At 68.6% G+C, this 14,706-nt stretch carries 12 protein-coding genes; 4 read left to right on the top strand and 8 right to left on the bottom strand.

The annotated features are described in order from the left end of the window. Positions 1 to 23 precede the first annotated feature (23 nt). Genes dprA through gltX form a run of 5 tightly spaced genes read right to left on the bottom strand, consistent with a single transcriptional unit; the run spans position 24 to position 5,442 of the window. Positions 24 to 1,157, bottom strand: a complete 1,134-nt coding sequence (gene dprA, locus HN018_RS17150; RefSeq protein ID WP_171832939.1) for a DNA-processing protein DprA — start codon at positions 1,155 to 1,157, stop codon at positions 24 to 26. Next, positions 1,154 to 1,792: a glycerol-3-phosphate 1-O-acyltransferase PlsY gene (gene plsY, locus HN018_RS17145; protein WP_171832940.1), complete on the bottom strand. Its 639-nt coding sequence runs from the start codon at positions 1,790 to 1,792 to the stop codon at positions 1,154 to 1,156. The genes dprA and plsY overlap by 4 nt, the downstream gene beginning before the upstream one ends. Beyond that, positions 1,789 to 3,069 carry a dihydroorotase gene (locus HN018_RS17140; RefSeq protein ID WP_171832941.1) on the bottom strand — a complete coding sequence of 427 codons (1,281 nt, stop codon included), beginning with the start codon at positions 3,067 to 3,069 and terminating at the stop codon, positions 1,789 to 1,791. Before HN018_RS17140 ends, plsY begins: the two co-directional genes overlap by 4 nt. Further along, a complete protein-coding gene (locus tag HN018_RS17135) occupies positions 3,066 to 4,031 on the bottom strand; it encodes an aspartate carbamoyltransferase catalytic subunit (protein WP_171832942.1) in 966 nt (321 codons plus the stop codon). The genes HN018_RS17140 and HN018_RS17135 overlap by 4 nt, the downstream gene beginning before the upstream one ends. Continuing rightward, a complete protein-coding gene (gltX, locus tag HN018_RS17130) occupies positions 4,024 to 5,442 on the bottom strand; it encodes a glutamate--tRNA ligase (RefSeq protein WP_171832943.1) in 1,419 nt (472 codons plus the stop codon). The genes HN018_RS17135 and gltX overlap by 8 nt, the downstream gene beginning before the upstream one ends. Positions 5,443 to 5,604: 162 nt before the next feature. On the opposite strand from gltX, the gene HN018_RS17125 reads away from it, so the two are divergent. Continuing rightward, positions 5,605 to 7,806 carry a ComEC/Rec2 family competence protein gene (locus HN018_RS17125; protein WP_171832944.1) on the top strand — a complete coding sequence of 734 codons (2,202 nt, stop codon included), beginning with the start codon at positions 5,605 to 5,607 and terminating at the stop codon, positions 7,804 to 7,806. A gap of 54 nt (positions 7,807 to 7,860) precedes the next feature. Here HN018_RS17125 and nth read toward each other — a convergent pair whose 3' ends face one another. Further along, positions 7,861 to 8,502, bottom strand: a complete 642-nt coding sequence (gene nth / locus HN018_RS17120) for an endonuclease III (RefSeq protein ID WP_171833491.1) — start codon at positions 8,500 to 8,502, stop codon at positions 7,861 to 7,863. Positions 8,503 to 8,910: 408 nt separating this feature from the next. On the opposite strand from nth, the gene HN018_RS17115 reads away from it, so the two are divergent. Together HN018_RS17115 and HN018_RS17110 are read left to right on the top strand one after the other, a co-directional pair. Continuing rightward, positions 8,911 to 9,627 carry an HD-GYP domain-containing protein gene (locus HN018_RS17115; RefSeq protein WP_172443486.1) on the top strand — a complete coding sequence of 239 codons (717 nt, stop codon included), beginning with the start codon at positions 8,911 to 8,913 and terminating at the stop codon, positions 9,625 to 9,627. 107 nt (positions 9,628 to 9,734) lie between these two features. Then, positions 9,735 to 11,579: an ABC transporter ATP-binding protein gene (locus HN018_RS17110; protein WP_408886809.1), complete on the top strand. Its 1,845-nt coding sequence runs from the start codon at positions 9,735 to 9,737 to the stop codon at positions 11,577 to 11,579. A 291-nt stretch (positions 11,580 to 11,870) separates the two neighbouring features. Here the strand turns inward: HN018_RS17110 and HN018_RS17105 are convergent, their stop codons facing one another. After that, the gene (locus tag HN018_RS17105) at positions 11,871 to 12,185 is read right to left on the bottom strand and encodes a hypothetical protein (protein WP_171832946.1); all 315 of its coding nucleotides are present in this window, start codon (positions 12,183 to 12,185) and stop codon (positions 11,871 to 11,873) included. Positions 12,186 to 12,215: 30 nt separating this feature from the next. Between HN018_RS17105 and bla the strand changes: the two genes are divergently transcribed. Continuing rightward, positions 12,216 to 13,076, top strand: coding sequence for a class A beta-lactamase (gene bla, locus HN018_RS17100; RefSeq protein WP_171832947.1), 861 nt, complete (start codon positions 12,216 to 12,218; stop codon positions 13,074 to 13,076). A 238-nt stretch (positions 13,077 to 13,314) separates the two neighbouring features. Here the strand turns inward: bla and HN018_RS17095 are convergent, their stop codons facing one another. Further along, a complete protein-coding gene (locus tag HN018_RS17095) occupies positions 13,315 to 14,520 on the bottom strand; it encodes an AMP-binding enzyme (RefSeq protein WP_171832948.1) in 1,206 nt (401 codons plus the stop codon). Between the last annotated feature and the right edge of the window lie 186 nt (positions 14,521 to 14,706).

Below are 14,706 nucleotides of genomic sequence, written 5' to 3'. Positions count from 1 at the left end.
GACCTGAGCCGCCGCCTGGGCCGTCAGTCCGACCGAAACGGGTGATCCAGAAGGCCGACGCGGTTCCCGGGATGGGACTCGACGCGGCCTGCAAGCTCCAGTTCGGTCAGTACCGCCAGCACGGCGGACACCGAGAACTGGCAGCGGCGCACAAGATCGTCAACTGGGGTCGGTGCGTGGCTCAGGAGTTGCAACACTGCAACGCGCACACTCTCGAGTTGTTTCCAGTCTTCCGGACCCTCGGCGCCCCATCCCGGCAGTGGTTCGCCGAACCCGTCCGGTCCCAGGTAGGTCGGCATCTCCGGGAGCTCGCGCAGCACGTCCTCGGCGGTCTCGGTCAGATGCGCGCGGCCGCGCAGCAGGTCGTTGGAGCCACGCGAGCGCGGGTCCAGCGGCGAGCCCGGCACCGCGAACAGCTCGCGGCCGTAATCCAGGGTGAGGTTGGCGGTGATCAGGCTGCCGGAGCGCGGCGCCGCCTCGACCACGATGCAGCCAAGCGACAGGCCGGCGATGATCCGGTTGCGGCGCGGAAAGTGACGGCTCTGCGGCGCGGTGCCGAGCGGCGCCTCTGCGACCACGCAGCCGGTCAGCGCGATCCGTGCCTGCAGGTCGGTATGTTCCGGCGGATACGGCTGGTCGAGCCCGCCGGCGATCGCCGCCACGGTCGGACCGACATGCATCGCGCCCCGATGCGCGGCGCCGTCGATCCCGCGCGCCAGGCCGGACACCACGATCAGCCCGGCGCCCCCGAGCTCGGCGGCGAGCGCCTCGGCGATGCGAAGCCCGGCCGACGAGGCATTGCGCGATCCGACCATGGCCACCGAGCGTCGGTGCAGGATCGCGGGATCGCCCAGCACCGCCAGCACCGGCGGCGCGTCGGCAAGCTGGGCCAGCAGGGGTGGATAGTCGGGCGTGCCCAGGACCAGGAAGCGGCCGCCGAGCTTCGCCAGCCCGTCGATCTCGTCCTCCGCCATGCCGAGCGACGGGATCGGCGCCCTGATCTGGCGTCCGGCATTGCGGGCGAGGGCGGGCAACGCATCGAGTGCCGCCTCGGGGGTGCTGAAGCGCTGCATCAGTCGCCGGTAGGTGGCCGGACCGACGCCGTCGGTGCGGACCAGCCGCAGGGTCGCGGCGAGCGAAGCCGGCAGAGATCTCATGCGGTCTTGCGGCCGATCCTCGGTTCGGTGCCGGCGAGCAGGCGGCCGATATTGTCCTTGTGGCGCAGGAACACGCCGAGCCCGACCGCCAGCCCCGCCCAGGGGACCGGGTTCACCAGGTGCCCGCCATCGAAGGCGAGCAGCAGCGGCCCGAGCACGAACATCGCGGCCAGCGCCCCCGCCGACGAGATCCGGGTCAGCCGTGCCACCAGCAGCCAGAGCACGCAGCAGATCAGCCCGACCCGCCAGTCCAGCCCCAGGGCGACGCCGAGCCCGGTCGCCACGCCCTTGCCGCCGCGAAATTTCAGCCACACCGGGAGGCAGTGGCCGGCGACCACGCAGACCGCGGCCAGCGCCGCTACATCGGGCAGCAGCAGCGGCAGCAATGCCCCGCAGAGCACCACCGCGAAGAAGCCCTTGAACCCGTCGAGCAGCAGCGTCGCCGCCGCCAGGCCGCGCCGTCCGGTGCGCAGCACGTTGGTCGCGCCGATATTGCCGGAGCCGATCTGGCGGATGTCGCCGGCACCGCCGAGATCGGTGATGATCAGCCCGAACGGGATGCTGCCGATCACGTAGGACAGGAGCCCGGCCGCCGCGAACAGGACGATCCCGTCGACGGCGGGTGCGGCGCTCATCCGAACACCCGGCGCCCGGCTTTCCAGGTGCCGATCACCCGGCCCTCGAGAGCGCGTCCGTCGAATGGGGTGTTCTGCGCGTGTCCGGGCAATTGGCCGGCGACCACCTGCCAGGCCCGCTCCAGGTCGAACAGGCACAGGTCGGCGGGTGCCCCGACCGCCAGCCGCCCGGCGTGGCTGCCGACGATCCGGGCCGGGCCGGCCGTCAGCAGTTCCAGCGCGCGCATCAGCCCGATGGTACCGTCATGCACGCGCGCCAGCGTTACCCCGAGCAGGGTTGCCAGCCCGACCCCGCCGGCCATCGCCTGCGCGAACGGCAGCCGCTTGTCGTCCGGGTCGCACGGCATGTGGTCGGAGCCGATCGCGTCGATGGTCCCGTCGGCGAGTCCTTCGCAGATCGCCAGCCGGTCGGCCTCGGGGCGCAGCGGCGGCGACAGCTTGGCGTAGGTGCGGAAATCGCCGATCGCCGTCTCGTTCAGGTCGAAATAGGGTGGTGCCGTGTCGCAGGTGACGCGGACGCCGTCAGCCTTGGCCTGTCGTATCAGCGCGACCGTCTCGGCGGTCGAGATGTGGCACAGATGCAGTGCGCCGCCGCTGAGCTGGGCGAGGCGCAGGTCGCGCGCCACCAGGATCGCCTCGGCGGCGGCGGGTATGCCCGGCAGCCCGAGCCGCGTGGCCAGTTCACCCTCGGTGGCGACGCCGCCGCGCGCGAGCGACGGATCCTCGGGATGCTGCATCACCATCGCGCCGAACCCGCCGGCGTAGGAGAGCGCCTGCCGCATCAGCCTGGCGTCGGCGATCGCGCGGGTGCCGTCGGTGAACGCGACCGCACCGGCCTCGCGCAGCAAACCGAGCTCGGCCATGTCCTCGCCGGCGCAGCCGCGGGTGACGGCGCCGTACGGCAGGATAGTCAGCCGCCCGGTCTCGTCGCCGAGGGCGCGCAGCAGCCGCACCAGCGCCGGATCGTCGATCGCCGGCCGGGTGTTGGGCAGCACGCAGATGGTGGTGATGCCGCCGGCGGACGCGGCCTCGGCGGCCTGGGCGATGGTCTCGCGATATTCGTAGCCGGGCTCGCCCAGCGTCACCCGCATGTCGACCAGGCCGGGACACAGCACGGCCCCATGCCCGTCGATCACGGTGGCACCCTCGGGCACGCTGTCGCCGGCCGCCATGTCGAGCCCGGCGATGATCCCGTTCTCGACCAGCAGCCGGCCCGGACGGTCCAGCCCGGTCGCCGGGTCGATCAGCCGCACGGCGTCGAACAGCACGGCACTCATCGGTCGGTCCGATCCTGGCCGCGCGAGAGCCGGTCCAGCACCGCCATCCGGACGGCAACGCCCATCTCCACCTGTTCCTGGATCACGCTCTGCTCCGGATGGTCGGCAACCTGGCTGTCGATCTCGACGCCGCGATTCATCGGGCCGGGATGCATCACCAGCGCGCCCGGCTTCGCGCGTGCCAGCCGGGCGGCGTCGAGGCCGAAGAACCTGAAATACTCGCGAGCACTCGGCACCAGCCCGCCGGTCATGCGCTCGCGCTGCAGCCGCAGCATCATGATCACGTCCACGCCGTCGAGCCCCTGGTCCATGTCGTGGAACACCTCGACGCCGAGCCGCTCGATCTCGGCGGGGATCAGGGTCGGCGGCCCGATCACCCTGACCCGGCTGCCCATCGCGGTCAGCAGGTGGATGTTGGACCGCGCCACGCGGGAATGCGCCACGTCGCCGCAGATCGCCACCACCAGCCCGGCCAGCGAGCCGCACCGGCGCCGGATGGTGAGCGCGTCCAGCAGCGCCTGGGTCGGATGCTCGTGGGTGCCGTCGCCGGCATTGATCACGCTGGCCTCGACCTTCTGCGCCAGCAGCGCCGGGGCGCCGGACTGCGCGTGGCGCACTACCAGCAGGTCGGTCCGCATGGCGTTCAGCGTCGCCGCGGTGTCCAGCAGGGTCTCGCCCTTGTTCACCGACGAGGTCGAGACGGTCATGTTGATCACGTCGGCGCCGAGTCGCTTGCCGGCCAGCTCGAAGCTGGTCCGGGTGCGGGTGCTGTCCTCGAAGAACAGGTTGATCAGCGTGCGCCCGCGCAGCAGGTCGCGCTGCGTCTTGCGCTGCCGGTTCAGCAGCACGTAGCTCTCGGCCAGGTCCAGGAACGGCTCGATCCTGGTCGGATGCATGCCCTGCAGCCCGAGCAGATGCCGGCTGCCGTCTGCATTGGCGAACATGCGCTGGCTGTCAGGCATCGAGTGGTTCCCCGCCGATCGCCTCGCCGATCCGGGCCAGCGTCTCGTCGCGCCCCAATGCGGCAAGCGTGATGTCGATCCCCGGGCTCATGCTGCTGCCGGTGACGGCGGCGCGGAGCGGCTGCGCCACCTGGCCCAGCTTGCGGCCCTCCTGCTCGGCGAACCGGCGCAGGGCGGCATCGATCTCGATCGCGGTGAACGGCTCCAGCAGCGAGATCTCGCCGGCGAAGCCGCGCAGCAGCGCGCGGGCATCCGGCGTCATCAGCGAACTCGCCTTGGCATCGAACGGCAGCGGCACCAAACGCGCCAGGAACGCCGAGCCGTCGGCGAGGTCGACCAGCGTCTTGGCGCGCTCCTTCAGCCCCGGCATCAGCATGCGGATACGTCGGGCGGCGACGTCGTCCAGCACCAGCCCGTCGCGCCCGGCGAGGCGCGCCAGCACGTCGGCGGTGAGCCGGTCGTCGTCGGCCTGCCGCAGCCAGATGCCGTTCAGGTGGGTCAGCTTGACGTAGTCCATGCGGCTGGCGGACCGGCCGACGCCGTCCAGGTCGAACAGCCGGATCTGCTCGTCGCGCGCCAGCACTTCGGCGTCGCCGTGGCCCCAGCCGAGCCGCAACAGGTAGTTGTTCAGCGCCTCGGGCAGGAACCCCTGCTCGCGGAACTCGACCACGCTCTGGGCGCCGTGCCGCTTGCTCAGCTTGGCGCCGTCCGGTCCATGGATCAGCGGCAGATGGGCGAATGCCGGCCGGTCCCAGTCCATCGCCGCATAGATCTGCGACTGCCGGAAGGTGTTGGTCATGTGGTCGTCGCCCCGGATCACGTGGGTGATCGCCATGTCGTGGTCGTCGCACACCACCGCATGCAGGTAGGTCGGCGATCCGTCGCCGCGCAGGATGATCATGTCGTCCATCTCGGCGTTGGCGACGCGGATCTCCCCCTGCACGAGGTCGTTCACCACGGTCTCGCCATCCTGCGGCGCACGCAGGCGGATGGTGTAGGCCGCGCCCTCGGGCGCCTCGGACGGATCGCGGTCGCGCCACATGCCATTGTAGCGCGGCGGCCGGCCTTCGGCGGTGGCCTGCTCGCGCATCTGCCTGAGCTCGTCGGCGGTGCAGTAGCAGCGATAGGCGTGGCCGGCCTCGAGCAGCGCCAGGGCCACCTCGGTGTGCCGCGCCTGCCGGGTCGACTGGTAGACCGGCGGCTCGTCCGGGTTCAGGCCCATCCAGTCGAGCCCGTCCAGGATCACGTCCACCGCATGCTGGGTGGAGCGCTCCCGGTCGGTATCCTCGATCCGGAGCAGGAACTGGCCGCCATGGTGGCGGGCAAAAAGGAAGTTGAAGAGGGCGGCGCGGGCGTTGCCGATATGCAGCAACCCGGTGGGGCTCGGCGCGAAGCGCGTACGGACGGTCATGAGGCGGTCCTGTAACACGCGTTCGCCGGCTTCTGTAGAGCCGGCTGTCGATGGTCAGGTCGATGGTCAGGTGGGCAGGGTGCCGCTAAGCTTACGATCGTGCAACGATTTGCCGATCCACCCAGCGTTCGGCCCTCGTTCGTCCCCGTCACGCGGGGCGCGTTGCGGCGTTCCCACTGGCGCCGCCGGGCCCGTCGGACCTGGTCGGACCTCCAGGCAAGCCTGGAAGCCGATCGCGACAGGCTGGTGCTGTGGCTGCCGATGTGCGTGTCGATCGGCATCCTCGCCTATTTCGGGCTGACCCGGGAACCGGGACTCGCGGTCGGGCTGTCGATGACCGGCGTGTCGCTCCTGCTGTTTGCGGGCGCCCGGACCCGTGTGTCCACGCGCGCCGTCGCGGCCGCGCTGCTGGCCATGTCGGTCGGGTTCCTGGTGTCGCAGGCGACCACCCGGCGCATGCCGCCGCCGGCCGACCTGCCGCGCAAGGCGTCGCTGACGATTGGCCGGATCGACGAGATCGACCTGCTGGCCGACGGACGGCGCCGGGTGACGCTCGGCGCGGTGACGCTGGCGACGCCGGCCGCCGGCGGGGAAGATCCCGAACCGCTCGCCGGCCGGCGCCTGCGGATCAGGCTGCGCGACACCGACCGGACCATGCTGGCGACCGGGGACCTGGTGCGGATCCGCACGCTGCTGCACGCACCGTCACCGCCCGATTACCCGGGCGGCCGGGACCCGCAGCGCGACGCGTTCTTTTCCGGTCTCGCCGGCTCCGGCTCTGCGCTGTCTCCGGTCGTGTTGCTGTCGCACCGGTCCGACGGCGGCGTGTGGGGTTCGGTGCGCCGGCTACGCGAGACGATCGCCGCCCGGATCATGGTCGTGCTGCCCGGCCCGCGGGGAGCGGTGGCGGCCACACTCCTCACCGGACTCAGCAGCGCCATCCCGCAGACCGACCGCGACGCCTTCGCCGCCTCCGGGCTGGCCCACCTGCTGGCGGTGGCGGGGCTGCATCTCGGCATCGTCATGGGGCTGACGCTCCTCATCCTGCGTATCGTCCTGGCTGCGTGGGAGTGGGGCAGCCTGCGCCTGCCGATGCGCCAGATCGCCGCCCTCGGCGCGCTGGCGGCCGGTTGCGGCTACATGGTGCTGACCGGCCTGCACCTGCCGGGCCTGCGCAGCCTGGCGATGGCCGGGATCGCCGTGCTCGGGCTGCTGGTCGGCCGCCGGGCGGTCAGCATGCGCACCCTGGCCATCGCCGCGATCCTGCTGCTGCTGGCGTCGCCGGCAACGCTGCTCGATGTCGGCTACCAGATGAGTTTCGCCGCCGTGATGGCGCTGCTGGCCGGCTACGAGGCGTTGCGGCCGATGATGGTGCGGTTGCACGCGCAGGGCCTGCTCGGCTGGCGCAGGCGCGTTGGCCTGCACGTGTTCCAGCTGTTCTTCACCAGCCTGGTCGCCGGCGCCGCGTCGCTGCCCTATGCCGCATTCCATTTCGGTCGGGTGCAGTTCTATTTCGTGCTGGCCAACCTGGTGGCGGTGCCGCTGACCGCCTTCTGGGTGCTGCCGCAGGGCCTGCTGTCGCTGCTGCTGATGCCGTTCGGCCTCGAATGGGTGACGCTGCGGCAGATGGGCGCCGGCATCGACCTGATCCTGTGGCTGGCGCGCGAGGTCGCCGCGTTCCCGGCGGCGAGCCTGGCGGTACCGGCCTCGCCGGTCTGGGGCCTGCTGACGGTGACCTTCGGCCTGCTCTGGCTGTGTCTCTGGCGGCAGCGCTGGCGCCTGCTGGCGGCGGTGCCGCTGGCGATCGGGCTTGCCTCGCCGTGGCTGGTGCATGCGCCTGACCTGCTTGTCTCCGGCGACGGCAGGCTGATCGCCCTGCATCGCGGCCGCACCATGCTGGTCGAGCAGGCCTCCTGGGCCGATCCGATCACACTGTCGGACTGGCGTCGTGCGTGGGCCATCACCGCCGCGCCGGTTCCGTTCGCCGATGCCGGGGCGAACCCGGCCGGCGATGTCGTCTGCAACCCGGCCGCCTGCATCATCACGATCCGCCGCCAGTCGGTATTGCTGTTGCGCGACGCAGGCGAGACCGGCGATGACGCCAAGCCCGCCACCGAACCGGACGACTGCGACGGCATCGCCCTTGTCGTCTCGTCGAGGCCCGCGCATGGTACCTGCCACGGCATCCCCCGGATCGACCGCTTCAGCGTCTGGCGCGACGGACCGGAAGCGGTCTGGCTGCGTGCCGTAGGCATTCGTGTCGAGAGCGCCCGCACGTATCGGGGCCACCGCCCCTGGGTGCCCGCCGCACCGGTTCCCGGCGGCGGCCGACGCCCGACACTCCCGATGGCGCGGTTGGAATAGCGTCGCACTGCGGAGACCGGCCGGGACGTGTCGCGCCGGCGGGAGAACCCAGTCTCAGACGGGCTCCAGGCGCTTGTCGGGGTAGTGGCAGTAGGGCCGGCCGACACAGTGCCAGCATTCGGGCGCACGGGCCTTGCACACGTAGCGACCGTGCAGGATCAGCCAGTGATGCGATGGGCGCAGCATGTCGCGCGGGATGCGCTTGACCAGCTGGTCCTCGACCGCGCGTGGCGTCGCACCCGGCGCCAGTCCGGTGCGGTTGCCCAGTCGCAGGATATGGGTGTCGACCGCCATCGTGCTTTCGCCGAAAACGACGTTCAGCACGACGTTGGCGGTCTTTCGCCCGACCCCGGGCAGCGCCTCAAGCGAGAGCCGGTCGGATGGCACCTCGCCGCCATGCCGGTCGATCAGCACCTGCGACAAGGCGACCACGTTCTTCGCCTTCGCCCGCCACAGGCCGATCGTGCGGATATGGCGGGCCACGCCGTCCTCGCCAAGCCGGACCATGGTGGCCGGATCCGGTGCATCGGCGAACAGCCCGACCGTCGCCTTGTTCACCGATACGTCGGTCGCCTGCGCAGACAGGACGACCGAAACCAGCAACGTGTACGCGTTGGTGAACACCAGTTCGCTGCTGGCATTCGGGTTGGCGAGTGCCAGCGCCTCGATGAAAGATACAACCTCCCGTTGCGTCATTTTCTTGACCTTAAGGAGGAGCGCGCTCCGTGCCGGAAGCGTACCGTCAGCGGCGGACTTGCTGCTCACGGCTGAAACTCCAAGATACATTCCGATTGCATAACGACCCTAACAAGCGTGCCGCGTGTGGCCGAACGTATCATCTAGGCAAAGCCCCAGGTTGTATTTACGATGAAATAACGCGAAGGCGCGACTGGCTGTAAACACGAGTGTAGAAGGACACCCGACTTGTTTTTGACGGCTCGTTCTCCCGGCTCTCATTTTCTGGCCTCCGTGCTACCGCTCGCACTCTTGTCTACCGGGCTTCTGCTGGCGGTCTGGTGGCTGCTGCGAGTCTGGCTGCTGGTTCGGCACCAACGGATTCGGCGCAGGCTGGTTCTCACCATATTTCACGCCGCGCCCGACACAATGCTGGCGAAGCTGGCACGTCTGTCCGCCAGCCCGTCGCAGGTCCGGGTCGGGGCGATGGTACGCAGGCTGGCGACACTCGCCGGGCTTGAGCCAGCCGAGACCGAAGGGCTGATCGCAGCGATCCCGCTGTACGACATCGGCATGATCTCGGTTCCCGAGGCGATTCTGTGCAAATCCGGACTGCTGGACGAGCGTGAGCTCGGCATCCTGCAACGCCATACCGAGGTCGGGGCACGCCTGCTGGTCGGCACCCCGTCGCCGGCGTTCGAGTTCGCAGCCGAGCTGGCTCTGTGTCACCACGAGTTTTGGAACGGCGAAGGCTACCCGCGAAGACTCGCCGCCGACGATATCCCGATCGGCGCGCGGATCGTCGCACTCGCCGATGCATTCGATGCCTTGGCGTCGGAGCGACTTAACGGGACCGCATGGTCGATCGAGAATGCAGCGCGACACATCGCCGTCGAGGCTGGCCGTCGCTATGATCCGACCCTGGTAAAAGTGTTTCTCGATGACCTTCCCATGATGCTTGCTCTCCGCAGCCCGGGCGGCAATCCGGATCCGCACGATCGCGGTAGCGGCCAGCCGAAGCATTGGGCCATGTCCATGCGTGGCCCACTGGTCTGGCCGGCCGCACTCGCCGGAGGCTTGCTGGACCGCTCCGTAAGCGTGTCGCACGCACGTCTTCCGGTTCCACCGACGGCGGATCTGGCCTAGATCCTCTTCCCCTGACGACCCAGGGCAACAGGTGCACCGGCGTCGGACGCACAGGAACCGCCGTGACCGCCGAGCCCGAACTGCCTTCCCCGGACCTTGGCGTTGCGATACAGGCAGCCACCGTGGGCGTGCCGACCAGGCGTAGCGGGCGCGGCGTGTTCGTCGATGTACTGAAGTTCCTGTTCCGGCGATGGGCATCGTCGCCGTTGCTGGTGTCCATGGTCGCCGGCGGCATGATCCTGGCGACGCTGACCGACGTGGTGACGCCGATCCTGGCCGGGCGTCTGGTCGACGACGTCACCAGGTTGCCGCCGCATCTGCTCGGTGCCGGCGCCACCCGCTCCCCCGAGGCGTTCGCCACCCGGCACGACACGCTGCTGATGCTGGGCGGCCTGACGCTGCTCGGCATCGTCAGCCTGCTCGGACGCCGGCTCGCCTTCATCTCGATCACCCACCTGACGCTGCGCATCATGAGCGGCATCGCGCGCACCGCGTTCGCGCGGGTGCAGCGCTTCTCGACCGACTGGCACGCCAACCATTTCGCCGGCTCCACGGTGCGCCGGCTGACCCGCGGCATGTGGGCGGTCGACATGCTGGACGACACGCTGCTGCTGATGCTGCTGCCCGAGATGTGCGTGCTGGCCGGCACGACCGTGGTGCTGGCGTTGCGCTGGCCGCTGATGGGGCTGCTGCTCGGGTTGGGCTCGGTCGGGTTCGCGGTGCTGTCGGCACTGCTCACCCTCAACTATGTCGCGCCGTCCGCACGCCTCGCCAATGTCTGGGACACCCGCATGGGTGCTGCCCTGGCCGATGCGATCACCTGCAACGCGGTGGTCAAGGCGTTCGGGGCCGAGGGCCGCGAGGATGCGCGGCTGTCGCGGGTGCTGCAGCGCTGGTCCGGACGCACCACGCGGATGTGGCTGCGCGGCACCGACAGCGGCAACCTGCAGAATTTGTGCCTGGTCGGGCTGCGTATCCTGATGGTCGGCTCGGTGCTCTGGCTCTGGTGGCATGGCCGGGCCGGCGCCGGCGACATCGCATATGTGCTGACCATGGTGTTCCTGGTGCAGGGCTACCTGCGCGACATCGGCCAGCAGATCAGCGTCGTCCAGCGCTCGGTGAACGAGATGGAGGAACTGGTCGCGCTTTATGACGAGCCGGCCGGCGTGCAGGACCGCCCGGACGCCCGCCCGATCCGCATCACCGCCGGCGAGATCCGGTTCGAGCAGGTCGGCTTCCATTACACCGGGCAGACCCTGCCGCTGTTCCGCGACCTCTCGATCGATATCCCCGCCGGCAGCCGGGTGGCACTGGTCGGCCCGTCCGGCTCCGGCAAGACCACGGCCACCAAGCTGGTGCAGCGGCTGTACGACGTCACCTCGGGACGCATCCTGATCGACGGGCAGGATATTGCCGGCATCACCCAGGAAAGCCTGCGCGCGCAGATCGCGATCGTGCCGCAGGAGCCGCTGCTGTTCCATCGGTCGCTTGCGGAGAACATCGCCTATGCGCGACCGGACGCGACCCTGGCCGAAATCGAGGCGGCGGCGGCGCTGGCCAATGCATCGGAGTTCATTTCCCGGCTGCCCAAGGGGTATGCGACACTGGTCGGCGAGCGCGGCGTCAAGCTGTCCGGCGGCGAGCGCCAGCGCATCGCCATCGCGCGCGCCTTCCTGGCAGGCTCGCGGATACTGATCCTGGACGAGGCGACGTCGAGCCTGGATTCGGAAAGCGAGGCGCTGGTTCAGGAGGCGATGCAACGGCTGATGGTCGGGCGCACGGTCATCGTCATCGCCCACCGGCTCTCGACGGTGGTGGCGCTCGACCGCATCCTGGTATTCTCGCGCGGCGAACTGGTCGAGGACGGCCCACATCACCGGCTGCTGACCAACGAGGGCGGTCTTTATCGCCGGCTGTTCGACCGCCAGGCGCTCGGGTTGGCGGCGGAGTAGTCCGTCCGCGGCGCGGCGATCCGGCTCATGAATTTCCGGAGCGCCATCTCCATTCTGCTCCGGTCTTCGCGTAGACGAGGATGATCAAAGCGCCAGTCAGCACAACAGCGGAAAGCAATGTCAGCAGGCCATGGAAGATCGACCTATCGAGACTCACGAGGACGATGAAGCTCGCCGTTGCAGGCCAGCCTTGCCATGAAGCCGGCGAGGCTCCGCATCCGACGATACTTCCGATCGCTCATGTTCGCGTCTCACCGGCCTCGGGGCTCGACGCCCGCCGCAACTGGAGCATCACGCGAGGTTATGCTCCGGCATTGTCCAATCTTTGGTGTCACCGTACAGGCGAATCCGAGATACCGTCGGTACGTCTGTTCCAGTTGTAAACAACGCGCATCGTCGCCCGAGGGTGAATTTCTCGAATTTTTCAATCAGACCATTTTCGGCGGTTATCTTACCCGTTATGTGGAAACAGGCCTGGATTACCCTTGCCATGATTGCGTTATCGATGGCGTGAAATGTTGTGCGGACGAAGCTCGCTTCGGCGGCATCGTCATCCAGCCCTGCTGATCTCGGCTTCCCATCACGTTCAGTGGTAAGCAAGGCCACGCCACCGAATGCAGATGGGAACGACTTGATATGAATGCATGGCCTTCCCGTCGCGGCTTCGTTGCCGCCGGATTCGGCGCGATCGTTGCCGGAAGGGCTGGTCCTGCCCGCGCCGAGGGCGGCGACGCGATCGCCGCGCTCGAGCGGCAACACGGAGGGCGCCTCGGCGTCTTCGTGCAGGATACCGGAACCGGACGCACCCTTGCCCACCGTGCCGACGAGCGCTTCCTGCTTGCAAGCACGTTCAAGGGGCCGCTCGCCGCGATGGTGTTCGCCCGCGTGGATGCGGGGCACGACGACCTCGCCCACCTGGTCCCCTATGGCCAGCACGACCTGCTGCCGGCCTCGCCGATAACGACCGCGCATGTCGCGGCCGGCGTGCTCGCCGTCGGAACGCTCGTCGAGGCGATCCTGGAGCGGAGCGACAACACCGCGGCCAACCTGCTCCTCCGCCGCATCGGCGGGCCACCGGCGCTTACCGGCTGGCTGCGCTCGCTTGGCGACACGGTCACGCGCGTGGATCGCTACGAACTCGTCGGGGGCTGGTCCGGCATGAAGGACACCACCACCCCGCGCGCGATTGCGGCGGTGGCCGCCCGCATCAGTCTCGGCGACGTGCTTCGTCCACCCACGCGTGCATTGAACAACCGCTGGATGGCGGCCAACGTCGTCGGCGGGCGGCGGGTCCGCGCCGGCTTCCCGGAGGGCTGGACCACGGGCGACCGGACCGGGACAACCAATTCGGTGTGCAACGACTACGCGATCGCCTATCCGCCAGGCCGTTCGCCGCTGTTGATTGCGGTGTATTACGAGAAATCGGATCTCGATATGGATGACGGCGAAGCCTTGCTCCGCGCGATCGGCGCACTGGTTGCGCGCTGGGCTGCATGAGGCCTCTGGCTGTAGATCGGCACGATCCAGACCGGGGCAGGCTTCGATCGTTGTGAAAAGCGCCTACATGATCTCGATCGTTGGCAGTTGACCAAGCCCCGGATGTGATCATTTCCTGGCGAGCCGCCGTGGGTTCTCAGCATGACAGTCGGGCTATCCAGATCCCACGATGTCGGGTTCAGCCTATGCAGGTTTCTCGAAAGGCTCGACCTGGCGCTTCATAACCACCTTCAGGACATCAGACGACGAGCCAGTCAGCGGCCTTTCCCAGATCGTTCACCGGCAAGGCCGGACCGAAACTATAGGCGCCTGGCCGATCCTGCGGAGGCAACGCCGCGGTGGCGAAGCGGCGCAGATCGGCTCTCAGGCGCGTCCGGTCGCAATCTTCGATTCGAGGAACGACGAACGCCTTGAGTCGCTGGCCCTCGTCGGCACGCATCATCCGGACCGCGACACAGGCGACTTCGGGATGTGCCGACAATGTATCGCGCACCTGTTTGGGATCGACATTCAGCCCGCCGATCTGGATCGACTGGTCGTGACGGCCGAGCACGTGGAAGCGGTCGTTCCCGTCCCAGTCCAGTCGATCCGGCGGCTCGACCGGCTGTCCGTCACGCTTCAACCCATGCCCGTCGCGTTGCCAGGCCGGAAGCAGGGTGTATCGCGCGAGCGGATCGTCCCGCCATCCGATCCCGGCGGTCTCGGAAGTGCCATAGACCTGCACCAGCCGCACAAGCCCGGCACGCTCCAGATCAAGAGCCGTGGCCGGCGGGCATGGCGCTGAAGATGTCACGGCGACGACGTCCGCCGGGAACGGTTTGAGCATACCCCGCACTGCCGCGTGCCAGAAAGCCGGATGACCGAGCACCAGATCCCCAGGCCGCAGCTGCACGGTCAGTTCGGATGGATTATGATGTCGAAGATCTTCCAGCGGCAGACCGCCGAGATGTCGCGGCAGCAACACCGAATGGATGAAGCCGTAGGCATGATGGGCCGGGACGGCCGACATCACCCGGCGGCGGCCGGTTCCCAACAGTATGGCGAGCGACGCGGCTTCCTCTTCGAGTTGGGCGAGCGGGTGGGTCGTGGACCTGGAGATTCCAGTACTTCCGGACGACCGGAACGTTACGGTGGTCGGTTGGTCCCGCACGCTGTCCGCAGCGGCGGCGCACCATGCTCCGAATGCCGCCGTCCGAATGAGTCCCGGCTCGACGCTGTAACCAGGAAGCAGTTCCGCGACGGCGGCCGACAGCGACATGAGGTCGAGCGAGTCCACATCCTCGCCGAGCATCTCCGAGAGGACCGTTTCATCGTTCCACAGCCAGGGCGGGACGGCGCTGGTACTGCCAAGCCGGAGCCGAGCAAACTCCGCATGAAGCTGGTGTGCCAGCACCCTCGACAAGGTCGCGCGATCGCTTCCCCACCATGCCCTCGGTCGTCTCATCACGGCGGGCTTGCTCTTTCTCATTAAGTTGTCGACGGCGAACATCCCGCTTTCGACTTCCATTATTTTAAACAGTGTCAGCTTAACGTGTCATGAACCAAATCAGTCCATACTTGTAGAGGCAAGCCCGCGTCGGTATAGATGATTCATGGTCAAAAATCTTGAATATTGAAACGAGTTTAGCGT

The sequence above is a fragment of the Lichenicola cladoniae genome (assembly GCF_013201075.1).
Classification (GTDB): Bacteria; Pseudomonadota; Alphaproteobacteria; order Acetobacterales; family Acetobacteraceae; genus Lichenicola; species Lichenicola cladoniae.
This window is presented reverse-complemented; position numbering and strand designations above follow the sequence as displayed.

What these genes read in the sequence shown, in the direction of transcription:
- dprA (WP_171832939.1), bottom strand. Translation starts at nt 1,157, where the DNA reads ATGAGATCTCTGCCGGCTTCGCTCGCCGCGACCCTGCGGCTGGTCCGC.
- plsY (WP_171832940.1), bottom strand. Translation starts at nt 1,792, where the DNA reads ATGAGCGCCGCACCCGCCGTCGACGGGATCGTCCTGTTCGCGGCGGCC.
- HN018_RS17140 (WP_171832941.1), bottom strand. Translation starts at nt 3,069, where the DNA reads ATGAGTGCCGTGCTGTTCGACGCCGTGCGGCTGATCGACCCGGCGACC.
- HN018_RS17135 (WP_171832942.1), bottom strand. Translation starts at nt 4,031, where the DNA reads ATGCCTGACAGCCAGCGCATGTTCGCCAATGCAGACGGCAGCCGGCAT.
- gltX (WP_171832943.1), bottom strand. Translation starts at nt 5,442, where the DNA reads ATGACCGTCCGTACGCGCTTCGCGCCGAGCCCCACCGGGTTGCTGCAT.
- nth (WP_171833491.1), bottom strand. Translation starts at nt 8,502, where the DNA reads ATGACGCAACGGGAGGTTGTATCTTTCATCGAGGCGCTGGCACTCGCC.
- HN018_RS17115 (WP_172443486.1), top strand. Translation starts at nt 8,911, where the DNA reads ATGCTGGCGAAGCTGGCACGTCTGTCCGCCAGCCCGTCGCAGGTCCGG.
- bla (WP_171832947.1), top strand. Translation starts at nt 12,216, where the DNA reads ATGAATGCATGGCCTTCCCGTCGCGGCTTCGTTGCCGCCGGATTCGGC.
- HN018_RS17095 (WP_171832948.1), bottom strand. Translation starts at nt 14,520, where the DNA reads ATGAGACGACCGAGGGCATGGTGGGGAAGCGATCGCGCGACCTTGTCG.